The organism is Patulibacter medicamentivorans (assembly GCF_000240225.1).
Classification (GTDB): Bacteria; Actinomycetota; Thermoleophilia; order Solirubrobacterales; family Solirubrobacteraceae; genus Patulibacter; species Patulibacter medicamentivorans.
Map to the genome: position 1 here is coordinate 26330 of NZ_AGUD01000238.1, position 21724 is coordinate 48053.

General features: G+C 74.0%; 18 protein-coding genes. 7 read left to right on the forward strand and 11 right to left on the reverse strand.

Annotated elements, in window-relative coordinates; all coding sequences use genetic code 11:
• Positions 1-33: 33 nt before the first annotated feature.
• Positions 34-957 (forward strand): helix-turn-helix domain-containing protein, encoded by a 924-nt coding sequence (locus PAI11_RS15725; RefSeq protein WP_007576534.1) that lies wholly within the window; start codon positions 34-36, stop codon positions 955-957.
• On the opposite strand, the gene PAI11_RS15730 is transcribed toward PAI11_RS15725, so the two are convergent.
• Positions 954-1838 carry a LysR family transcriptional regulator gene (locus PAI11_RS15730; protein ID WP_007576535.1) on the reverse strand — a complete coding sequence of 295 codons (885 nt, stop codon included), beginning with the start codon at positions 1836-1838 and terminating at the stop codon, positions 954-956. The two genes, PAI11_RS15725 and PAI11_RS15730, sit on opposite strands and share 4 nt — an antisense overlap.
• Positions 1839-1907: 69 nt before the next feature.
• Here PAI11_RS15730 and PAI11_RS15735 point away from each other — a divergent pair, with 69 nt between their 5' ends.
• The 3 genes from PAI11_RS15735 to PAI11_RS15745 all read left to right on the forward strand — a co-directional run bounded on the left by PAI11_RS15735 (position 1908) and on the right by PAI11_RS15745 (position 6158).
• A complete protein-coding gene (locus PAI11_RS15735) occupies positions 1908-2246 on the forward strand; it encodes a rhodanese-like domain-containing protein (RefSeq protein ID WP_007576536.1) in 339 nt (112 codons plus the stop codon).
• 120 nt (positions 2247-2366) lie between these two features.
• A complete protein-coding gene (locus tag PAI11_RS15740) occupies positions 2367-3536 on the forward strand; it encodes an acyl-CoA dehydrogenase family protein (protein WP_007576537.1) in 1170 nt (389 codons plus the stop codon).
• 33 nt (positions 3537-3569) lie between these two features.
• On the forward strand, positions 3570-6158 hold the full coding sequence (locus PAI11_RS15745) for a DEAD/DEAH box helicase (RefSeq protein ID WP_007576539.1): 2589 nt from the start codon (positions 3570-3572) through the stop codon (positions 6156-6158).
• 59 nt (positions 6159-6217) lie between these two features.
• On the opposite strand, the gene PAI11_RS15750 is transcribed toward PAI11_RS15745, so the two are convergent.
• Both PAI11_RS15750 and PAI11_RS15755 read right to left on the reverse strand, forming a co-directional pair.
• Positions 6218-6700 carry an SRPBCC family protein gene (locus PAI11_RS15750; protein WP_007576540.1) on the reverse strand — a complete coding sequence of 161 codons (483 nt, stop codon included), beginning with the start codon at positions 6698-6700 and terminating at the stop codon, positions 6218-6220.
• Positions 6701-6857: 157 nt separating this feature from the next.
• Positions 6858-7664 carry an MlaE family ABC transporter permease gene (locus PAI11_RS15755; RefSeq protein ID WP_007576541.1) on the reverse strand — a complete coding sequence of 269 codons (807 nt, stop codon included), beginning with the start codon at positions 7662-7664 and terminating at the stop codon, positions 6858-6860.
• A gap of 254 nt (positions 7665-7918) precedes the next feature.
• Between PAI11_RS15755 and PAI11_RS15760 the strand changes: the two genes are divergently transcribed.
• The 3 genes from PAI11_RS15760 to PAI11_RS15770 all read left to right on the forward strand — a co-directional run bounded on the left by PAI11_RS15760 (position 7919) and on the right by PAI11_RS15770 (position 14706).
• Positions 7919-9409 carry a hypothetical protein gene (locus tag PAI11_RS15760; protein WP_138974353.1) on the forward strand — a complete coding sequence of 497 codons (1491 nt, stop codon included), beginning with the start codon at positions 7919-7921 and terminating at the stop codon, positions 9407-9409.
• Between the two features lie 568 nt (positions 9410-9977).
• Positions 9978-13064 carry a hypothetical protein gene (locus PAI11_RS27880; protein ID WP_007576543.1) on the forward strand — a complete coding sequence of 1029 codons (3087 nt, stop codon included), beginning with the start codon at positions 9978-9980 and terminating at the stop codon, positions 13062-13064.
• A gap of 163 nt (positions 13065-13227) precedes the next feature.
• Positions 13228-14706, forward strand: coding sequence for a DHA2 family efflux MFS transporter permease subunit (locus PAI11_RS15770; protein ID WP_138974357.1), 1479 nt, complete (start codon positions 13228-13230; stop codon positions 14704-14706).
• Between the two features lie 88 nt (positions 14707-14794).
• On the opposite strand, the gene PAI11_RS15775 is transcribed toward PAI11_RS15770, so the two are convergent.
• The 8 genes from PAI11_RS15775 to PAI11_RS15810 all read right to left on the reverse strand — a co-directional run bounded on the left by PAI11_RS15775 (position 14795) and on the right by PAI11_RS15810 (position 21638).
• Positions 14795-16009, reverse strand: coding sequence for an acetyl-CoA C-acetyltransferase (locus PAI11_RS15775; RefSeq protein ID WP_040600580.1), 1215 nt, complete (start codon positions 16007-16009; stop codon positions 14795-14797).
• Positions 16002-16793 (reverse strand): 3-oxoadipate enol-lactonase, encoded by a 792-nt coding sequence (gene pcaD / locus PAI11_RS15780; protein ID WP_007576549.1) that lies wholly within the window; start codon positions 16791-16793, stop codon positions 16002-16004. The genes PAI11_RS15775 and pcaD overlap by 8 nt, the downstream gene beginning before the upstream one ends.
• Entirely contained in the window at positions 16790-17578 is a 789-nt protein-coding gene (locus PAI11_RS15785; RefSeq protein WP_050897268.1) for a CoA-transferase subunit beta, read from the reverse strand. Before PAI11_RS15785 ends, pcaD begins: the two co-directional genes overlap by 4 nt.
• Entirely contained in the window at positions 17575-18393 is an 819-nt protein-coding gene (locus PAI11_RS15790; protein ID WP_007576552.1) for a CoA transferase subunit A, read from the reverse strand. The genes PAI11_RS15785 and PAI11_RS15790 overlap by 4 nt, the downstream gene beginning before the upstream one ends.
• 4 nt (positions 18394-18397) lie before the next feature.
• The gene (locus PAI11_RS15795; RefSeq protein ID WP_007576553.1) at positions 18398-19168 is read right to left on the reverse strand and encodes a dioxygenase family protein; all 771 of its coding nucleotides are present in this window, start codon (positions 19166-19168) and stop codon (positions 18398-18400) included.
• Positions 19169-19504 (reverse strand): muconolactone Delta-isomerase, encoded by a 336-nt coding sequence (gene catC, locus PAI11_RS15800; RefSeq protein ID WP_007576554.1) that lies wholly within the window; start codon positions 19502-19504, stop codon positions 19169-19171.
• Positions 19505-19517: 13 nt separating this feature from the next.
• Positions 19518-20636, reverse strand: a complete 1119-nt coding sequence (locus PAI11_RS15805; protein ID WP_007576555.1) for a mandelate racemase/muconate lactonizing enzyme family protein — start codon at positions 20634-20636, stop codon at positions 19518-19520.
• 90 nt (positions 20637-20726) lie between these two features.
• The gene (locus PAI11_RS15810) at positions 20727-21638 is read right to left on the reverse strand and encodes a LysR substrate-binding domain-containing protein (protein WP_007576556.1); all 912 of its coding nucleotides are present in this window, start codon (positions 21636-21638) and stop codon (positions 20727-20729) included.
• Positions 21639-21724: the final 86 nt, after the last annotated feature.

Consider the following 21724-nt stretch of genomic DNA (forward strand, 5'->3'; position numbering starts at 1 on the left):
ACGCGATCAAGCCGGGCGCGCGAGGATGGGGCGGTGGCCGACCGCCTGCGGGACCTCCTCGACCTCGTGATCGACTCGCTCGACGAGTCGGACGCCGACGGGCGCGCATTGGCCCGCCGCGCCCACTTCTCGCGCGACCACCTGGACCGGGTGCTGGCGGGAGCGACCGGGGAGTCGCCGGTGGCGCTGCGCCGGCGGCTGCTGCTGGAGCGGGCGGCGTGGCAGCTGCGGACCGGCGCGAGCACGCCGTCGGAGGCGGCCACGGCCGCCGGCTACGGATCGCTGGCCGCCTTCTCGCGCGCCTTCGCCCGCGCCCACGGGGTGCCGCCGAGCGCCTTCGCGGCGTCCCCGCGGCCGGTCGCGCTGGATGCGCCGAACGGCATCCACTTCCACCCGCCGGCCGGGCTGCTGGTGCCCGGTGCGGACGCCGCGCCGCCGGACGCGGCCGGCGGGCCCGCGCTCGGCCGCGACCTGACCGAGCGGATGGTCCTGCACCACCTGCAGCGGACCCGCGAGCTGCTGGAGATCGCCGCGACGCAGCCGGACGACGCGCTCGAGCGCTCGCTGCGACCGGGGTTCGTGGCGGTCTGGTTCGAGGGCGACGAGCCGAGCGCCGCGCTGATGGCCGAGCGGCTGGTGCGGACGCTCGAGGTCTGGGTCGCCGCGATCGTCGGCGAGCTCGCGCCCGAGCCCGGCGGCGACCGGCTGGCGCGCTTCGATCGCGCGTCGCGGGCGTTCGAGCGCGTCGCCCGCCGGATCCGCGACCGCGGCGCGTGGGACGACGCCTTCGTCGACGCCCTCTGCGAGCCGCCCGAGTCGTTCACCTACGGCGGCGTGCTCGCGCACGTCCTGACCTACGGTGCCGTCCGCCGCGAGATGCTCGCATCGGTCCTGCGCGAGCTGGGTGCCGCGGTGCCGTCGTCGGGGGACCCGATCGAGTGGGAGCGGGGGCGCTAGGCCGCGAGCCCGCGCGCGACCTCGATCACCGCGTCGACGGCCGCCGTCCGCGAGCCGTCGCGCCAGGCCAGGTGGAACGGCAGGGTGAGCGGCGGGTCGAGCGGGACGAAGGCCGATCCGGCGACCTCGGGCGGGAAGGCGCCGCGGACGTAGATCACGACGCCGAGCCCCTCGCGGACGGCCTGCAGGCCCAGGTCGGGGTACGGGTCGACGCGGGTGGCGGGCCGGATCCCGGCGGCCGCGAACGCTCCGAGCACCCGGTCGCTGAAGCCGCCCGAGTCGCGGCTGGCGGCGACGAGGATCGTCTCCTCCGAGAGGTCGTCGAGGGTCACCGTCGATCGCCCGGCCAGGCGGTGGCCGGCGGGCACGTGCGCGATCGCGGGGGCGTCGACCAACGGCAGCAGCTCGACGCCCGCCGGCGCCGTCGCGGCGCAGAAGGTCACCGCCAGGTCCAGGCGCCCGTTCGCGACGTCCTGTAGCAGCGCGCCGGTGGTGTCCTCGCGGGTGTAGAGCATCGCCGCGGGAGCGGCGGTCGCGCAGGCGCCCAGCAGCGCCGGACCGACCTCGTAGCGGGCCGTCGGGGAGAGCCCCAGCCGCAGCCGCGCGGCCGCGGCGCCCCCGCGGCCCCGGACCTCGTCGGCCACGGCCCGCGCCTGATCGAGCAGCTCGCGGCCGCGGACCAGCAGCAGCTCGCCGGCGGGAGTCAGGGCGATCCCGCGCCCGGAGCGCTCCAGCAGCGTCACGCCGAGCTGCTGCTCCAGCTGCTTGAGGGCCGCGCTCAGCGACGGCTGGGCGATGTGCAGCCGCTCGGCCGCCCGGGTCACGTTCCCCTCCTCGCCGACGGTCACGAAGTAGCGGACGAGGCGCAGGTCGGGAACCATCGCCCCAGCCTATGGCGCCGGAGCCGACCGGTCTTGGACCGGTGGCCGCCGGGGTCCGATCCTGGCCGCATGAAGACCATCACCCGAGACGAGCTGCGGGCCCTGATCGAGACCGGCGACGCCGTCGTCGTCGAGACCCTCGGCCAGCAGTACTACGACGACGCCCACCTGCCGGGGGCGATCAACATCCCGCACACCGAGGTCCGCGCGCTGGCGCCCGAGCTGCTGCCGGACAAGGACGCCACCGTCGTGACCTACTGCTCCAACACCGCCTGCCCGAACTCGCGGGTCGCGGCGGCGCACCTCGAGGCGCTGGGCTACCGCGACGTCCGCAAGTACGCGGAGGGCAAGGAGGACTGGCTGGCCGCCGGCCTGCCGGTCGAGCGCGGCGTCGCCCCGGTCGCCTGAGCGGTCGCCGGCGGCGCGCCGTCGCGGCGCGCCGCCACGGTCGCCCCCCGGTGCTCGTAGGCTGCGGCGACCACGCGCCGGCCGTCGCCGGGACGGCCGGCCGACCGGGAGGAGCAGCGCATGGACTTCTCGCTGACCGACGAGCAGCGCTCGATCCGCGACACGGCCCGCACGTTCATCGCCAACGAGGTGCTGCCGCTGGAGCCGGAGGTCCTGCGCCGCGAGCGCCGCGGCGAGCCGGCGCTCGCCCACGAGGAGCTGCGGGCGCTGCAGCGCAAGGCGCGCGACTTCGGCTTCTGGGGCCTCGGCACCCCGGCGGCCTACGGCGGCGCCGACCTGCCCGCCGTCACCCAGAGCCTGGTCTGGTCGGAGCTCGGCCGCACGCTCGTGCCGTTCGTCTTCGGCGGCGAGACCGACGTGATCCTCTACAAGGCCGACGCCGCCCAGCGCGAGGAGTACCTGCTGCCGGCGATCGAGGGCACGCGCGCGTCCTGCTTCGCCGTCACCGAGCCCGGCGCCGGCTCGGACCTGACCGCGATCCGGATGTCGGCGCGGCGCGACGGCGACGACTGGGTCCTGAACGGCGAGAAGACGTTCATCACCCGCGGCAAGGAGGCCGACTTCTCGATCGTGATCGCGGTCACCGACCCGGAGCTGGGCTACCGCGGGGGCTTCACCGCCTTCATCGTCGACCGCGCGATGGGCTGGACCTCGTCGCCGATCGAGACGATGGGCCCGGCCGAGCCGATCGCGATGGCCTTCGACGACGTCCGGGTGCCGCACCGCAACGTCCTCGGCCAGGTCGGCGACGGCTTCCGGCTGGCGATGGAGTGGATCGGCCGCGGCCGCTACGTGATCCCGTCGCAGGCGATCGGCGCCGCCGAGCGGCTGCTGACGATGGCCGTCGAGTACGCCACCCAGCGCGAGACCTTCGGCAAGCCGATCGGCGAGCACCAGATGATCCAGGCGATGCTGGCCGACTGCGAGCTCGACCTGGAGAGCGCGCGCTGGCTGGTGCTGGTGGCGGCCTGGACCGTCGACCAGGGCCGCGACCCGCGACACGAGTCCTCGATGGCCAAGCTCAGCGGCGCGACGATGGCCAACCGGGTCGTCGACCGGGTGATGCAGATCCACGGCGGCATGGGCTACACCCGCGAGCTGCCGATCGAGCGCTGGTACCGCGAGGCGCGGCTGTGGCGGATCTTCGAGGGCACCGACGAGATCCAGCGCCGCGCGATCGCCCGCAACCTGCTGAGCGGCCGCCGGCGGGTCGGCGGGCACCTGGCCTGAGCGACCCGGACCGATAGCGTGATCGGGCGACGCATGAGCCTGGTCGACGCCCTTCCCACCGAGCCGAGCGCCGACGCGCTCTACGACGCCTTCACGGACTGGGCGGCCCACGAGGGGCTGAACCTCTACCCGCACCAGGACGAGGCGGCGATCGAGCTCTTCTCCGGCAACAACGTGGTGCTCGCGACGCCGACCGGATCCGGCAAGTCGATGGTCGCGATCGCCGCCCACTTCGCGGCCCTCGCCGACCGCCGCATCAGCTTCTACACGGCGCCGATCAAGGCGCTGGTGTCGGAGAAGTTCTTCGCCCTCTGCGAGATCTTCGGCGCCGAGCACGTCGGGATGCTGACCGGCGACGCGTCGGTCAACGCCGACGCGCCGATCATCTGCTGCACGGCCGAGGTGTTGGCGAACATCGCGCTGCGGCAGGGAGCGACCGCCGACGTCGGCTTGGTCGTGATGGACGAGTTCCACTACTACGCCGACGGCCAGCGGGGCTGGGCCTGGCAGGTGCCGCTGCTGTGCCTGCCGCAGGCGCAGTTCCTGCTGATGTCGGCGACGCTCGGCGACGTCTCCCGGATCACCGTCGACCTGACGCGGCGCACCGACCGCGAGACGGTCCTGATCGATGACGCGGAGCGGCCGGTGCCGCTCAGCTACGCGTGGTCCGAGGAGCCGCTGCACGAGCTGCTGGAGGAGCTGGCCGCAGCCGACCGCGCCCCGATCTACGTGGTCCACTTCACGCAGGCGTCGGCGATGGAGCGGGCCCAGTCGCTGCTGTCGGCGAAGCTCGTCACCCGCCAGGAGCGGGACGCGATCGCCGAGGCGCTCGGCGCCTTCCGCTTCACCGCCGGGTTCGGGCGCACGCTCTCGAAGCTGGTTCGCGGCGGGATCGGCGTCCACCACGCCGGGATGCTGCCGCGCTACCGGCGGCTGGTCGAGCAGCTCGCTCAGACCGGGCTGCTGAAGGTGATCTGCGGCACCGACACGCTCGGCGTCGGCATCAACGTGCCGATCCGGACGGTGGTCTTCACGGCGCTGGCGAAGTACGACGGCTCGCGCCACCGGCTGCTCAAGGCCCGCGAGTTCCACCAGATCGCGGGCCGCGCCGGCCGGGCCGGGTTCGACACCTCCGGCTACGTGGTGGTGCAGGCGCCGGAGCACGTGATCGAGCGCAAGCGGGCGCTGGCCAAGGCCGGCGACGACCCCAGGAAGCGGCGCAAGGTCCAGGTCAAGAAGCCGCAGGACGGGGCCGTCAGCTGGACCGAGGAGACGTTCGAGCGGCTGAAGACCGCGACCCCCGAGGCGCTGGTGTCGCGGATGCGGGTCGACCACGCGATGATCCTCAACGTCGTCAACCAGCCGGCCGATCCGGTCACGACGATGCGGGCGCTGACGACCGACAACCACGAGGACGAGCGCGGCCGCGAGCGGCTGTCCGAGCAGGCGCGGGCGCTCGGCGACGAGCTGGTCGACGCGGGTGTCCTGGAGTGGCTGCCGGAGCCCGACGAGGACGGCCGCACGCTGCGGCTGGCGGTCGAGCTGCAGGACGACTTCGCGCTCAACCAGCCGCTGGCGTCGTTCGCGCTGGTGGCGTTCGAGCTGCTCAACCGCGAGTCCGAGACCTACGCGCTCGACGTGCTCTCGGTCGTCGAGGCGATCCTCGACGACCCGTTCCCGGTGCTGATGGCCCAGGCGAACAAGGAGCGCGGCGAGGCCGTCGCCGAGATGAAGGCCCAGGGGATCGAGTACGAGGAGCGGATGGAGCTGCTCGAGCAGGTCTCCTACCCGAAGCCGCTGGCCGAGCCGCTGCTCGACGCGCTGCGCACCTACCGCGAGACGCACCCGTGGGTCCGCGAGTCCGACCTGTCGCCGAAGTCGGTCGTCCGCGACATGTACGAATGGGGGCGGAGCTTCACCGAGTTCGTCTCCCACTACGGCGTCGCGCGCTCCGAGGGCCTGGTCCTGCGCTACCTCAGCAACGCCTACCGGGCGCTGCGCCAGACGGTGCCGGAGCAGGTCCGGACCGACGAGCTGGCCGAGATCATCGAGTGGCTGGGAGAGACGGTCCGCCAGACCGACTCGAGCCTGCTGGACGAGTGGGAGGCGCTGACCGATCCGGAGTCGGTCGAGCGGGCCTCCGCCGCGATCGCGGCCGGCGGGGCGGGGGCGGGCGGGCCTCCATCGCGGCCGATCACCGCCAACGAGCGCGCGTTCGCGGTGATGGTCCGCAACGCGATGTTCCAGAAGGTCCGGCTGGCGTCCCGCGGTCGCTCGGCCGAGCTGGCCCAGCTCGACGCCGCCGCGGCCGCGCTCACCGACCCGCCCGGCCGGATCACGATGCGCGAGCCCGCATGGCGCGAGGCGCTCGACGCCTACTGGGACGAGTACGACGAGCTGCACGCCGGGCCCGCCGCCCGCTCGCCCGAGCTGCTGATGATCGACCGCGACCCCGACCCGGCCTCGGCGGACGGCGGGCGCCGCTGGCGGGTGCGCCAGATCGTCGACGACCCCGAGGACCACCGCGACTTCGCGATCGTCGCGGACGTCGACCTGGACGCGTCGGACCAGGCGGGTGAGCCGGTGATCCGGACGCTGGGGTTCGGCCCGGACGCGGGCTGAGCGGCGACCGCGGGGCGACGGAGCGCCGCCCCGCGCCCCGGCCGCGCGCCCGCGGCGGGTCAGCCGATCCCGTAGTGCCGGCGGGTGTCCTTGAAGAGCGACGCGAAGATCGCCGCGTTGAGCGGCGAGCCCGGGCGGCCGACGGCGGTCGGCTCGACGCCGACGGTCCAGGTGAACCGACAGGCGCTCTCGCCGTCGGGCTCGACGAGGTAGTCCTCGGCCACGCGCTTGAGCAGCGGCAGGTTCGATCGGACGCCGACGAACGCCTTGCGGCGGCCCTCCTCCCAGACGATGTAGCGCTCGTCGAGGGCGAGCAGGCCGCGCAGGACCTTGACCTTGCGGGTGGTCCCGACGCCGAACGGCCGGGGCGAGGTCCACGTCGCGCCCTGGCCGCCGAGCGCCCGGCACCAGGAGAGCGTGTTGTCGGCGGTCAGCTCCGCCCACACGTCGGCGGCCGGGCGGGGAATCGCGAAGGTCTCCTGGAACCGCTTCGGTGCCGCCTCGAGGAAGGACTCGTCGGTCGGGGCAAGGGTGTAGGCCATCGGTGCTCCTGGATCAGGGCCCGCCGGGCGTTCTCCCGGCTGGCACGTGGTCGTCGTTGGTGACGACGGCATCGTCGCCGATCGGTGGCCGCCGTCGGGGACGAGTTCGCGGATCGGCGTCCGAGGCGCCCCGGCGGGGGCGCAGCGCCTCCCGTCCCTACTTGATGACGAGCATCTCGGGATTGGTGGCCAGCAGGGTCTGGGTGAAGACGTAGTTGAAGGCGAAGAAGGCCAGGAACGAGATCACGACGGCCTGGTTGACGGCGCGTCCGACGCCCTCGGCGCCGCCGCGGGTGGTCATGCCCTTGTAGCAGCAGACCACCGCGATGATCCCGCCGAACCCGGCGCACTTGAGGAACGACGCCCACAGGTCGGTGGTCGACGCGTTGCTGAAGAACGTCGCCCAGAACGGTCCGAGCGGGGCGCCGTTGATGACCGTCGCCATGATGCCGCCGAAGATGCCGGCCATCATCGCGAAGACGTCGAACAGCGCGCAGACGATCGCCAGGGCGAGGAACCGCGGGACCACGAGGCTCTTGACCGGGTCGACGCCGAGGACCTGGAGCGCGTCCAGCTCCTCGCGGACCTTGCGAGCGCCGAGGTCGGCGGTGATCGCGGTGCCGGCGACCCCGGCGATGATGATGCCGGAGCAGATCGGAGCGAACTCGCGGATCGAGGCGAGCACGAAGAACCCGCCGAGGCGGTCCAGCGCGCCGAACAGGACCAGGAAGTTGGCGGCCTGCAGCCCGGGCGCCCCGAAGCCGAACGCCGCTGCCGTGACCAGCAGCGGGAACCAGCCGAGCTTCAGGATGAACAGGAACTGGTGGACGAACTCGTCGCCGTAGATGTACGGGGGGCGGAAGGCCGAGACCAGCGTCTTGCCGGTCAGGATCAGCATGTCGCCGATCTCCTCGAGCGCGTTCCTCAGCGGCGTGAAGATCCGCAGCGCGAGCGAGCTGTCCATGGTGGCCATCGAATGAAGACAGTAGCGACTCTGGATCTCGCTGGCCACCAATTGCGACCGACGGTAGGGACGGCGGCGTGTGTCGCTGGCCCGGCGTCCCGTCGATCGGGCGCCGGTCGCTCGTCCGGGCCTCGGCGTGCGCGGCCTGCGGCCGGCCGCGGGAGCCGAGCGCGCTGGCCCGGCGTGAACGGCGCGCGATAGGGTCGCCGTCGTCGGCCCGTGGCGGCCGGCGCGGGACGTGTCGGAGAGAGGTCGTGGTGGTGCGCGGGGAGAACGCGGTCGTGGGGCTGGTCCGGAGGGGGCGCGTGCGCTGGTCGCTGCCGATCGCGGCGCTGGCCCTGCTGCTGGCGTCGCCGGCGCCCGCTGCCGCGGCCGAGCGCTGCGGCGGGCCGGCGGTCGCCGGTGGCGCGCCGCCGGTGGTCTTCGTCGTCCTGGACGGCAACCACAGCGCGGAGACCGAGAGCGGGCGCGCCTACCCGCTGCCGGTCGCGCGGCCGGCGCGCGGGATCCCCGTCGTCTCGAGCTACTGCCCGGTCACCGCCGGCGGCGCGGTCCGCCGGTTCCCGCCCGGGCTCGACGCGGGCCTGCGGCGGATGGCGATCAGCGACAGCGCGGTCTGCCGCTCGCCCGGCGGCCTGCGGACCGATTCGTGCCTGCTCGCGCGGCTGGCCGACGCCGGCGCCGTGGTGCTGCCGTTCAGCTACGCGGGTTCCGCCCTGGAGCCGACGCCCGCCGGCGCCGTCTTCTCGTTCACGGGCTACGACAACCCCGACTCGATCCAGCCGCCCGAGGTCTCGGTCGCGCGACTGGAGGCGATGGTCGCCTCGATCGAGCGCACCTGGCCGGCGACGGCGATCGTCGTCGGCGCCCACAGCAACGGCGGGATGGTCGCCGAGGCGATGTGGGAGCAGCGCGCGGCCGCCCGCCGGCTGGGCAACCTCGTCCGCGTCTACACCTGGGACTCGCCGATCAACGGGATCGCGAACTGCCTGCTCGGCGGCGCCCTGCTCGGGGACCTGCTGGGCGAGAAGATCGGCTCCAGCCGCGCGGTCGCCGCCGAGTGGTGCCGCCGCTGGGGGGACCGCGACGCCCACGACGCGCGGATCATCGAGCTCAGCCGCGACGGCTCGTTCGTCGCGGCGGGGGCTCCGAACGACGCCACCTACGCCAACGGTCCGCTGAGCGGCGGCGGCGAGCTGCGGCCGCAGCTGGTCTACCGCTGCCCGGACGACGGCAGCCGCGCCGACTCCCCCTGCATCGCGTCGCCCCCGAGCCTCGTCGGGCCGACGCCGACCTGCGACGCCGCCGGTCCCGGGCTGTTCGGCGTCAGCGGCCACGACCTGGTGCGGGTCTGCCCGAGGATCGTGCGTCATCAGCTGGCGACGGTCGTCGCGGCGACCGACGATCGGATGGCCGCGGTGCCCGCGTGCGGCGCCGCGCCCCGGCCGCGCCCCGGGACGATCGCCCTCGACTGCGCCGCCGACGGCGCCGTGGTCCGCGACCTGCGGTGGTCGTCGTGGCGGTTCGCGGGGGCGGTCGGGACCGGCGTCCTGGAGTGCCGCCGTGCGTCGCGCACGCGCTGCGCCTACCGGACCCCGCGCCGCGTCCGGGTCGAGCTGTCGGCGCCGACACCGTGCGCCCGCGCCCGGCGGTTCGCGTACGGCACGGCGCGCGTGCCACGGGTGCGGACGGCGCGGCGGCACCGGACGGTGCTCGTGGGAGCGTTGGGCTGCACGCGGCGCTAGCGGGGTCCGTCCGGGGCCGGGCGTCGGCGACGGCCGCCGCTCGTCGCGGGCCGTCCCGCTCCGCGAGCTCCCCGGCCGTCCGCGAGCATTGGGACCACGCGATCCGCCTCGGCTACGCGCGCGCGTCCTGGAGATCCATCGCAGAGGGGCGGAGGAGCTCCGGGCAGCGCTTTCGGATCGTCTGGCACTGAGCCTCGTCGCGGCCGCGACACCGTGCTTCGGTGACGAGGCCGCCGCCTCGGCCGCTCGGGCGGCGCGCTCCGGCCGCCCGGCGATCGCCCGCCTGACGCCGCGACTTCGATCCGACCTCGGGCGTCCCAGGTTCGGGGTCGCATCCCGATTGTCGGTGCCGTGGCCGCTCTGATGTGGTCGGTCGCGCGTTCGAGCCGCACGCCGATCTGGCGGGCGGTTGGGGCGCGGGGACGGCCCGAGCGCCGGGGGGCGCTTCGCGTGCCGAAGGCGTCGTTGGTTCCGGGGGTCTCGTGGGCGCCCGGAACCAACGGATGCCGCCGGCGAGGCGTTCGCTCGTCGCCGGCCGACGACGACCCGCATACGACCGCGGAGACCCATGAAGCCAAGACCGCTCCACGCGCTGCTCGTCCTCCTCGTCGCGACCGCGGCCGGCCCCGGCGGCGCCGTGGCGGCGCCGTCCGTCCCGGTCGGCTCCGAGCGGGTCGAACTGCTCGCCGACGGCGGCTTCGAGTCCTCGGTCGCCGGCTTCGCGCCGCGGACCTCGCGAGCGGTCGACGGTCTGGTGTCGCGCACGCGCAGGCAGCCGATCGCCGGCGCACGCAGCCTGCGCCTGCAGATCGAGCGGGGCGGGCGGATCGTCTGGTTCCGCCGCGATCCCGGGGGTGACGGTCCGCCCGCGGACTCGGTCACGGCGACGGCGAGGCTGCGGGTGGTCGGCACGTCGACCGGCGGTCGTGGCCGCCTGGACGTCTGCGTGCTGGCCTACCTCGCGGGCGAGCGGGCTCCGCGCAGGTCCTGCCGGGCGGTCCCGGTCGACCGTCGACGGGTCGTCGACCTGTCGCGCACCGTGAGGACCGGCGGTCGGCGCCTGACGCGCGTGCTGCTCCGCTTCGGCTACGACCGTCGCGGATCGATCACGGCGATCCTCGACGACGTGCACGTCGGGATGGTTCGACGGACGCCGGTGCAGCCGCGGCCGCAGCCCGAGCCCAGGCCGCAGCCCGAACCGCAGCCGCAGCCGCAGCCCAAGCCGCAGCCCGACCCGAACCCGCAGCCCGACCCGAACCCGCAGCCCGACCCGAACCCGCAGCCCGACCCGAACCCGGATCCCGACCCCGGCCCGCGACCGCCGGTGCCGGACGGCTCCGAGCTGGTCGACCTGATCGCCGACAACGGCTTCGAGTCGTCGGTCGCCGGCTTCGTCCCGGCGACGCCGACCACCGACGGAACGGCCACGCAGACCGCGATCAACCCGATCGCCGGCCAGCAGAGCCTGAGCGTGACCGCGCAGACCTTCGGCCGGATCGTCAAGTTCCACGACTACGGCTTCGGCGCCGGGCCGCTCGCCGACTCGGTGACGGTCCGGGCCAAGGTCCGCGTCGAGAGCGCATCCGCTCCCGGCAAGCAGCTCCAGATCTGCTCGATCGCCTACCTGCAGATCGACAGCGTCCCGCGCTCGACGTGCCAGAGCCTCCCGGTCGACAGCACCCGGATCGTGGACGTCCTCCTGACGCTCGACACGGCGGGCCAGCGCCTGGACAACGTGCTCTTCCAGTTCAAGCTCGACGACAGCGGGTCGATCACCGCGACCGTCGACGATGCGCACCTGTTCGTCGTCCAGAAGCGGGGCAGCGGCCCGGGTCCTGATCCCGATCCCGACCCGGATCCCGACCCGGATCCCGACCCGGATCCCGACCCGTCGCGGGACCTCGAGCAGTCCGGCTTCCACCCGCGGCCGACCAACTACCGGTCGATGACGGCCGAGATGGACCGCCGCGACGACCTGTCCGGCGGCGGCGCCCCCGTCAACGGCGCGCCGCGCGACGTCGCGGTCGGGCTGCATCCGTCGTCCGACGCCGTCGGCCAGACCCGGCGCGTCTCGTTCGGGCTACCGCTGCCGCCCGGCACCCTGGTCGACACGTCCCGGATCACGGTCACCGGACCGGACGGCCACGAGATCCCCGCGTTCGTCCGCAGCCTCGGCGCCTGGGAGCGCGCTCCCGACCAGCGGCTGCTGTGCGACGGCCTGCAGGCCGGTGGCAATCCGGGCATTCGCAGCGTCCTGGTCCAGTTCGACATGGCCTTCCCGACCACCGCCACGGTCCCGGTGACCATCGGCGTCAACCGCCGGCGCACCCGTGACCTGGCCGACCAGGTTCCCGTCCGCGACACCTATCGGGTGGTCGACGACGGCACCTACGCCCCGTCGGTCAACACCAGCGGCTTGACGATCCGCGAGCCGGCCGTGCTGGCCGCGATCGACCACCGCTACCTCGCCTGCACGTCGATGGTGCCGATGGCCGAGGTCGCCGGAACCCGGCCCTACCTGGCGAAGCTCGACGGGGCGACCGAGGACTTCTTCTACTCGCTCGTCAACCAGCACGCCCGCCGCCAGGACTGGCCGGTGACCGACCCGCGGGACACGGTCGACTTCTACGCTGACGCCGAGCCGTGGCTCTACGACCGCACGCAGGCGTTCTACAACGGCTACCTGCGGACCGGCAACGTCGACCTGCTGCGCGAGGCCAACCGCGCCGTCGATCACTACGCCCAGAACATCTACGGCCCCGAGTCCTGCGCCGGCACGCTCTACCCCTACTGCGTCGGCAGCTTCAAGCTGAAGAACCCGAACCCGAACGACGCGTTCCAGGACATGAAGTACTCCTACTCGGAGAGCCTGCTGTCGGACTACCTCCTGAACGGCGACCCCGAGGCGCTGCGGAGGATCGGCTACATCTCGTGGGGGATGGAGTTCCACATCGGCTTGACGGGCAGCGGCGACACCGAGCGCCATCGCGGCTTCGCGCTGCTCGCCCACGCCGTCGACGCGGAGCTGACCGGCAGCGCCCACCAGGCCGGCGTGATCACCGCCGGCATCCGCGCGATGCGCGACCGGCAGACGACGCCGCTGGACGGCAACCCGCCGAACGGCTGCTTCAACTACCCGCCCGAGGGCGAGGAGCACACGTTCTCGCCCTGGATGTCGAGCCTGCTGGCCTACGCGTTCCTGCGCGCCTACCAGGCCACCGGCGACGCGTCGGCCGGCCCGGCGCTGGTCGACCTGGCGCAGTGCGAGGTCGATCGCGGCGTCGACGTCCGGCGCCCGGGACAGAGCGGCCCGATGGAGGTCGGGAGCACCTACCCGTACTACATCGCCGCGAGCTTCGGGCCCAAGCACGACGTCGACGACGACAACCCCTTCGTCGGCTTCGAGCACGCGCTGGACGTCGCGATCCCGGTCGCGCTCGGCGCCTTCTTCAGCACCGACCCGGGCCAGCGCGCCGCGCTCGCGGATGCCGCGAAGGAACTGCTGGGGACCCACGACCAATCGATCGACTACTGGACGCGCGACGGCGCCGAGACGCGCGCCGCCGGCCGCTCGCGCTACCGCACCGACCCGCCGCGCAAGTACCTGTGGCAGTACAAGAACGCGCAGCTGCTCGGCTGGGCGCTCGGCGGCTGAGCGGACGCCCGGCGGGGCCGCTCGGCGGCGCTGCCGCGGGACCCCCGTTCCGCCGCGATCGGGCGTCTCCGGGCGAAATCTCGGTGCGGCCCACCGATTGTCGGCGGGCCGTCGCGGGGCCAGGGTGACTGGCAGCCGTGTCCTGCTACGCCTTGGAGGATCGATGAGTCGCCGCGCCATGGCGCTCGTCGCGGCGTCCGGCGGTGCCTTCCTGGGCCTGCTCGACGCGACGATCGTCAACGTCTCGTTCCCCGACATCTCGGCGTCGTTCCCCGACGCCGACCGATCCGAGCTGTCGTGGGTGCTCGACGGCTACTTCATCGTGGTCGCCGCGCTGATGGTCCCGGCCGGTGCGCTGGCGGATCGCTTCGGCCGCCGCCGACTGTTCCTGCTCGGCGTGGTCGGGTTCGTGCTCTCCAGCCTGCTGTGCGCGATCGCGCCGAGCTGGGAGTCGCTGGTCGCGTTCCGCGTCGTGCAGGGTGCCTCGAGCGCGATCCTGATCCCCTCCTCGCTGGCGCTCGTGCTGACCGAGTTCCCGAGCGGCCAGCGGGCGCGGGCCGTCGCGGCGTGGGGCGCCTCGGCGGCGCTCGCCGCGGCCGCGGGTCCGCCGCTCGGCGGCGCCCTCGTCGAGCTGGCCGACTGGCGCTGGATCTTCGTCGTCAACCTGCCGCTCGGCGCGATCGTCCTCTGGCTCGGCGTCCGCGGGCTGCGGGAGAGCCGCGACGAGCAGGCACCGGCCCGCCCCGACCTCGTCGGGGCGGCGTTGGCGGCTCTCAGCCTCGGCCTGCTGGCGCTGGCGCTGGTCGAGGGCGGCTCGTGGGGCTGGCAGAGCGGCCGGGTCCTCGGAGCGCTCGGCGGCGCACTGGTGCTGGGCGCGGTCCTGGTGCGCCACTGCGCGCGCCATCCGCATCCCGTCGTCGACCCCGCGCTGATGCGGATCCCGTCGTTCCGGCTCGGCAGCGTCGGGATGCTGCTCTTCTCCGCGGCGATGTTCGCCGTGATCCTCGGCAACGTCCTGTTCCTGACCGGCATCTGGCACTACACCGTGCTCGAGGCCGGCCTGGCGGCGGTCCCCGGGGCGCTCGCGTCGACGATCGTGGCGCGGCCGGCCGGCGCCGTCGCCGAGCGCTACGGCCACCGCGTGGTGATCGTCCCGGGCGTCGTGCTCTACGCCGTCGGGGTGATCGGGTTGACCGGCGCTCCGGAGGCGCCGGACTTCGTCGGAGCCTGGGTGCCGTGGAGCTTCACCTCCGGGATCGGGATCGGCCTGGCGTTCCCGATCCTGGGAGCGGCGGCCGTCGAGCACGTCGAGCAGGCGCGGTTCGGCGCGGCCTGCGCGCTCAGCTCGACCTTCCGCCAGGTCGGGGCGGTGATCGGCACCGCCGGGGTCGTCGCGATCGTCGGCGATCCGACGTCGATCGCCGACGGGATGGCCCGCGCCGATCGCGCCTACCTCGTCGCGGCGGTCGTCTCGCTGGTCGCCGGCGTCGTCGCGGCCGGGCTGCGACCGACCGGCCGATCGGGGCTCGTCGAGGACGAGGCGATCTCGATGGCCAACCCGGATCACCGCCACCTGCCTCTGGTCCGGGAGCCCGTCGCTCGCGTGGTCGAGATCCGGGGACCGGCGCGCTTCCTCGTCTGACGCTTGGCTCGGGGCAAGGGTCAGGCCGCCGCGCGCAGGGCGGGCCCCGGGACCGGCACTGGAGCCGATCCCGGGCGGGTGGCCTCACTCAGGGCGCGATGCGCTCGAAGATCGCGGTGATGCCCTGGCCGCCGCCGATGCACATCGTCTCGAGACCGTAGCGGGCCTCGCGGCGGTCCAGCTCGTGCAGCAGGGTCGCGAGGATCCGTCCCCCGGTCGCGCCGACCGGGTGCCCGAGCGAGATCCCCGACCCGTTGACGTTGAGCCGCTCGAAGTCGGCGTCGCGGAGCCCCCACTCGCGGGTGACGCCGAGGGCCTGGGCGGCGAATGCCTCGTTCAACTCGATCAGGTCGATGTCCGCCAGGGTCAGACCCGCGCGGGCCAGCGCCTTCGCCGTCGACGGGACCGGGCCGAGGCCCATCAGCGCCGGCGCGACGCCGGCGACGGCCCAGCTGGTCAGTCGCGCCAGCGGGCGCAGGCCCAGCGCGTGGGCGCGCTCGGGGGTGGTCACCAGGCAGACCGACGCGCCGTCGTTCTGGCCGCTGGCGTTGCCGGCGGTCACGGTGGCGTCCTCGACCGTCCCGGAGAGGATCGGACGCATCGACGCCAGCCGCTCCAGGTTGGCGTCGGGCCGCGGGTGCTCGTCGCTCTCGATCCGTCGATCCCCTTCGCGGGCGCGGACGGTCACCGGGACGATCTCGTCGAGGAACCGCCCAGCGCGCTGCGCGGCGACGGCGCGCCGGTGGGATTCCAACGCGAAGGCATCCTGCTCGGCCCGCGGGATCGCGTAGCGGGCACGGACGTTCTCGGCCGTCTCGAGCATCCCGCCGGGGACGGGATGGCGTTCGCCCCCGGCGGTCACCCGGGCCCGCGCCAGGCGGTCGTGGAGGGCGATCCCCTCGCGGTTGGGCCCCCAGCGGAGCATCAGGCCGTAGAACTCCGCCTGGCTCATCGACTCCGCCCCGCCGGCCAGGACGACCTCGGCGGCCCCGGTCTGGACCTGCATCGCGGCGGTCACCACCGCGGTCAGGCCCGAGCCGCAGCGACGGTCGATCTGGTACCCCGGAACGTCGATCGGCAGGCCGGCGTCGAGCGCGGCGACCCGGCCGATCGCCGGCGCCTCGCCGTTCGGGTAGCACTGGCCGAAGAGCACGTCATCGATCGACGCGGGGTCGATCCCCGTCCGCTCGATCAGGGCCGTGATCACGGTGGCGCCGAGGGTCGCGGCCGGGACGTCGCGGAAGACCCCGCCGAAGCGTCCGACGGGGGTGCGCAACGGGGCGCAGATCACGGCCTCACGCACGGTCGACCTCCGGCGCGGCGCAGTGCTCGAGGACGAGCGCGGTGAGGGCGTCGGGGCGTTCGAGGTTGGCCAGGTGCGCCGCGCCCTCGAGGACCTCCAGCCGGGCGCCGAGGATGCCGTTGGCGATCGCGCGCAGGTGCTCCGGCGGCGTGGCGGGATCGTCGGCGCCGGCGATCGCGAGCGTCGGCGCGACGATCCGCCCGAGGGCGTCCCGCAGGTCGAGTCGCGAGATCGCCTCGCAGCAGCCGGCGTAGCCCTCCGCAGGCGTCGCGACGAGCATGGAGCGCAGCGCCGCGGCCCGCACCGGATCCTCGTCGAGCCCGTCCGCGGTCAGCCAGCGGGCGAGCACCGCGTCGGCGACGACCGCGGTCGACCCGGCGGCGCGGACCGCCCGGGCCCGCTCGACCCAGGCGTCGCCAGGCGGCAGGTGGGCCGAGGTGCAGCAGAGGACCAGCCGCTCGATCCGCTCGGGCGCGTAGGCGCCGAGCCAGATCCCGACCATGCCGCCGAGCGAGACGCCGCAGAGCGACGCGCGCGCGACCCCGAGGTGATCGAGCAGGCGGAGCACGTCGCGCGAGAGGTCCTGCAGCGCGTAGGGGCCACGCGGGACGGGGGACCGACCGTGGCCGCGGTGGTCGTAGCGCACCACCCGCAGCCGCTCGGAGAGCGCGTCGACCTGGAGGTCCCACAGCCGCGTATCGGTGCCGAGCGAGTTCGAGAGCACGATCACCGGGGCCTCCGGCGGACCGGTCACCTGGTGGTGGAGCAGGCCGCCCCAGCTCATCGCGCCACCAGCTCCCGCAGCGCCGAGAGCTCCTCGGCGGTGGCCGGAACGGTCTCGCGCAGGTGCTCCGCGACGAGCAGGTCCCAGCCCGTCGCGGCTCGCACCTGCTCCGGGTCGACGCCGGGATGGACCTGCGTCAGCGTCAGCTCGAGGTGCTCGGGATCGGGTTCCAGGACGCCGAGCTCGGTGTAGACGGCCGTCGGCCCCGCGCCGCGCAGGCCGAGCCGCTTGCGCGATCCCGGGCCGTCGCCGTGACCGACCGTGGTCCGGAAGTCCAGCTGCTCGACGAACGTCCGCCGGCCATGCGGGACGATGATCGCCACCTCGTGGCAGCCAGCGGAGATCTCGGGCGCGCCGCCAGCACCCGGCAGCCGGGTCCGCGGGGCGTCGTAGTCCCCGATCACGGTCGAGTTGAGGTTCGCGTAGCGGTCGATCTGCGCCGCACCGAGGAACGCCAGCTCGATCCGCTCGCCCTGCACCCAGTAGGCGAACATCTCCGGGACCGAGACGACGGCGTCGGCGCTGACCGCCAGCGCGTCGTCGCCGATCGACAACGGGACCCGGTACGGGCGGGCGCCGATCGTGCCGGACTCGTAGACGATCACCAGCTCGGGGTTGTGGAGCATCCGCGCGAGGATCGCCGCGGTGCTCGGGCGCCCGACGCCGATGAAGCAGGAGCGGGCCCGGCCGAGCCGGCGCGCGGCGACCACCGTCTGCAGCTCTTCCGGGGTGGCCGCCCGGTGACCGCCGCGGGAGCGGCCGGCGCGACCCGTCACCGCGGTCATGCCGTCGCCTCGGTGGTCGTCAGGAGGTGCTCGGCGAGCCACGCCCGGAAGCGGTCGCGGTCGCGGCTGATCGCGTCCCATTCGCGGTAGGCGTCGTTGTCGCGCTCGGTGAAGCCGAGGGCGTAGGACGGCAGCGAGCCGCCGGGGGCCTCGGCGACCGCGTCGATCGTCCAGCCGGGCAGGACGATCCCGCCGGGGCGTGGTTGCAGCTCTTCGACGATCTGCTCGACGGTGACCAGCGAGCGGGTTGCGGCGAGCACGGCCTCCTTCTGCACCCCGGGGATGCCCCACAGCTGGACGTTGCCGTGGTGGTCGGCTTCCTGGGCGTGGATGATCGCGACGTCGGGGCGCAGGGCGGGGACGGCGGCCAGCGACTCGCCGGTGAACGGGCAGGCGATCCGCTCGACGGCGGTTCGCCGTTCCAGGTCGGTCCCGGCGTAGCCGCGCAGGATCCCGAACGGCAGGTTGGCCGCGCCGGCGGCGTAGCGCGCCGCCATCCCGGCGTGGCTGTGCTCCTCGAACTCCAGCGGATGCGGCCAGTCGTGCTCGATCGCGTCGCGGAAGCGGTGCAGCGAGCCGACGCCGGGGTTGCCGCCGTACGAGAAGACGAGTCGTCGTGCGGCGCCGGCGCCGATCAGCTGGTCGTAGAGCAGGTCGGGCGTCATCCGGATCAGCTCCAGGTCGCGGCGGCCCTGGCGCAGCATCTCGTGGCCGGCCGCGAACGGGATCAGGTGGGTGAAGCCCTCCATCGCGACGCTGTCGCCGTCGCGGACGAGCTCCGCGACGGCGACGGGGAGGGGCAGGATCTCGGCCATGGCGTCAGGCCGCGGCGCTCGGCGCCGGAGCCAAGCGGAACTCGTACTCGAACTCCAGGTGATCCCCGACCGGCTGCGGGTGGACGACCAGCGACGGCTTGACGGCTCCGGCGATGTCGCCGTCGAGGTACTCGCTGTCGTCGAGGTAGAGCTGCGTGACCAGCGGTTCGTGGCCCTCGGCGGTCACCAGCAGGTGGACGTGCGCCGGACGCCACGGGTGCCAGCCGCAGACGGCGATCAGCCGGCCCGTCGGGCCGGCGTGGGGAATCGTGTACGGCGCGGGCTTGATCGTGCGAACGGCGAAGCGGCCCTCCTCGTCGGCACGGACCTTGCCGCGGAGGAGCCCGGCGGGAAGCTCCGAGAAACCGGAGTAGAGGCCGTCGGCGTCGGCGTGCCAGAGGTCGAGCACCGCGCCGGGCAGGGGTCGGCCGTCGGCGCTGGTGACGCGACCGGAGATCCACAGCGACTCGCCGCGTTCGTCGGGTCGCTGCGGCAGCTCGAACGGCGGCTCCAGGAACGGGTGGTCGGGCAGGTGGTACGGCCCGAGGATCGATCCCTCGGACCCGTCGCGCCGGCGGGTCGCCTGCGCCTCGACGGCGTGCTCGACGAAGACGTCGAGCAGCAGCGGCCATTCGCCCGCCTCCCCGACGTCGATCAGCCACTGCTTGGCCGCCTGGTACTCGTCGTAGGTGACGTCGGCCTCTGCGATCAGCGCGTTGATGCGCTGCAGCAGCTCTCCGACGACCTGATCGCCACGCTGGATGGTGGTGGACATCTATCTCCTCTCTCGCCGCTCGGCGGCGGAGGCTTGCTCGAAGGCAGCCGCCGTCTCGTGGTCGATGGCCGATGGATGACGCGCCAGGGGGGTCACGCGTGCGTCGATGAAGGGGAAGAGGGGCAGGCTACTCAGAAGCGCGTGCAGCTCGTCGGGGGAGTCGACGTCGAAGACGCTGACGTTGGCGTAGCGGCCGGCGACGCGCCACAGGTGCGGCCAACGGCCGTCGCGCTGGATCGCCTGGGCCACGTCCCGCTCCCGGGCGCGCAGGTCGTCGGCGGCCGCGGGATCGAGGTCGTGGGGGATCCGGACCTCCATCTGGACGAGGAAGAGCACGGTCGGGCCTCCGTCAGGCCGCCGCCGACGCGGGTCGCGAGTCGAGGCGGTAGTGGTCGAGCTTGTCCTCGTCGATCTCGATGCCCAGGCCGGGCCCGGAGGGCGGGACGATCCGCCCGCCGCGGACGTCGGGCGGCACCGCCAGCAGGTCGTCGGCGAGGTCCGTGTAGTTCATGACCTCGGCGGCGCGGCCGGCGGTGGCGGCGAACGCCGGCGCGAACGAGGCGGTGGTGATCGCGCCGATCGCGCCCTCGTACTGGCTGCCGACCGTGACGGGGATGCCGCGGCCGAGGCAGAGGCCGAGGATCCGCCGCGAGTCGGTGAAGCCGGTCCGCGCGACCTTGACGCTGACCGTGCCGACCGCGCCTGCGTCGAGCTCGCGCGCGGTGCTCGCCAGCGAGGTGCAGCTCTCGTCGCCGACCAGGGGCACCGGCCAGAGCGCGGCCAGCCGCCGGCGGGCGTCGCGGTCGTCGACCGGCACCGGCTCCTCGATCGAGCGGATCCCGAGCGGCAGCAGCGCCTGCACGGCACGCCGCGCTCCGTCCTCGTCCCAGCCGCGGTTGGCGTCGACGTAGAGCTCGGCGTCGGGCAGGGCCTCGCGGATCGCCGTCGTCGCCGCGATGTCGACGGCGAGCTCGCGCCCGACCTTGACCTTGAAGGTGGAGATGCCCCAGCGCTCGGCGTACTCGACCGCCTCCGCGGCCATCGCGGCCGGGTCGCCGTGGCTGATCATGTGGGCGGCGGCCACGTCCGGCGCGTAGCCGCCGAGCAGCTCGCGGCAGGGGCGGTCGAGCAGCTTGCCGACCAGGTCCCAGACCGCCAGGTCGACCGCTCCGCGGGCCACGGTGTTGCCGACCAGGGCGCCGATCCGTTCGTCGATCCGCTCGGTCGCGAGCGGATCGAGGCCCGTCACGGCCGCGCTCAGGTGCTCGCGGATCGCGGCGACGATCGACGCCTGCGTCTCGCCATAGGTGTACGGCCGCGGCTGGGCCTCGGCCTGACCGACGAGACCCTCGTCGGTGTGGACCCGGACCAGGACGTGGTCGGCGCGCTCGCGGGCGCCCGATGCGAAGCGGGCGACGCGGCGCAGGGGGAGGAGGAACGGGATCGCGTCGATGTGGGTGATCTGCATGGGGACTCGGCCGGGGGGCGCTGGGGGCGGACGCACCGTACGTCCCAGATCCAGACGTGCCAAGTCGTTCTGATGGAAGGAATGAGACGCTCACGATATGAGTGTGTCGGCGGGGATCCCCATCACGGCGGTCTGCACCAGGTCCAGGGCGCGGGCCACGAGCGGTGGTGGCTCCCCGGCCGCGTGGGCGACGGCGATCTGCGCGCGCGGAGCGACGCCGGCCAGTGGCCGGTAGACCGCGCCGGCGACCGTCATGCCCGAGACCGAGGTGGGAACGAGCGACACGCCGAGCCCGGCGGCGACGAAGCTGACCAGGGTCGCGGTCTCCGTCACCTCCATCCCGATCCGCGGCGTGAATCCGTGGGCGACGCAGGCGTCCTCGACGAGATCGCCGAGGACCGATCGGAGGTGCGGGGCGTAGACGATGAACGGCTCGTCGGCGAGCGCCTCCAGGGGCACCTCGTCCGCATCCGCCAGCCGGTGACCGGCGGGCAGCACGGCCGCCAGCGGCTCGGAGCGGATCACCTCGAGCGTCAGGTCCCGGGACCGGACCGGCGGCCGCAGGAAGCCGATGTCGAGCGTCCCCTGGAGCAGGCCCTCGACCTGCGCCGGGGTGATCATCTCGCCGCGGAGATCGAGGGTGACGTCGGGGAGGCCCTCGCGCAGCGCCGTCGCCACCCGCGGGAGCAGCGAGTAGGTGGTCGATCCGGTGAAGCCGATCGAGAGCCTGCCGATCTCGCCGTCGGAGGCCCGCCGGCAGTCCTCGGCCGCGGCGTCCGCGGCGGCGAGGATGCCCCGCGCCCGGTCGAGCAGCACCGCCCCGGCCGGCGACAGCTCGACCCGTCGCGTCGTCCGCTGCAGCAGCGTGACCCCCAGCTCGGCCTCGAGCCGGCGGATCTGCTGGGACAGCGGCGGCTGGGCGATGTGCAGGCGCTGGGCGGCCCTCCCGAAGTGGCGCTCCTCGGCGACGGCGACGAAGTAGCGCAGGTGGCGGAGCTCCATCGGCCGATTATTCAGTCGCGAGGGATATCAATCAAGCCCTCATTGATGTTGTTGCGGCCTGGGGTGCGTTCTACGGTCCGTCCCGT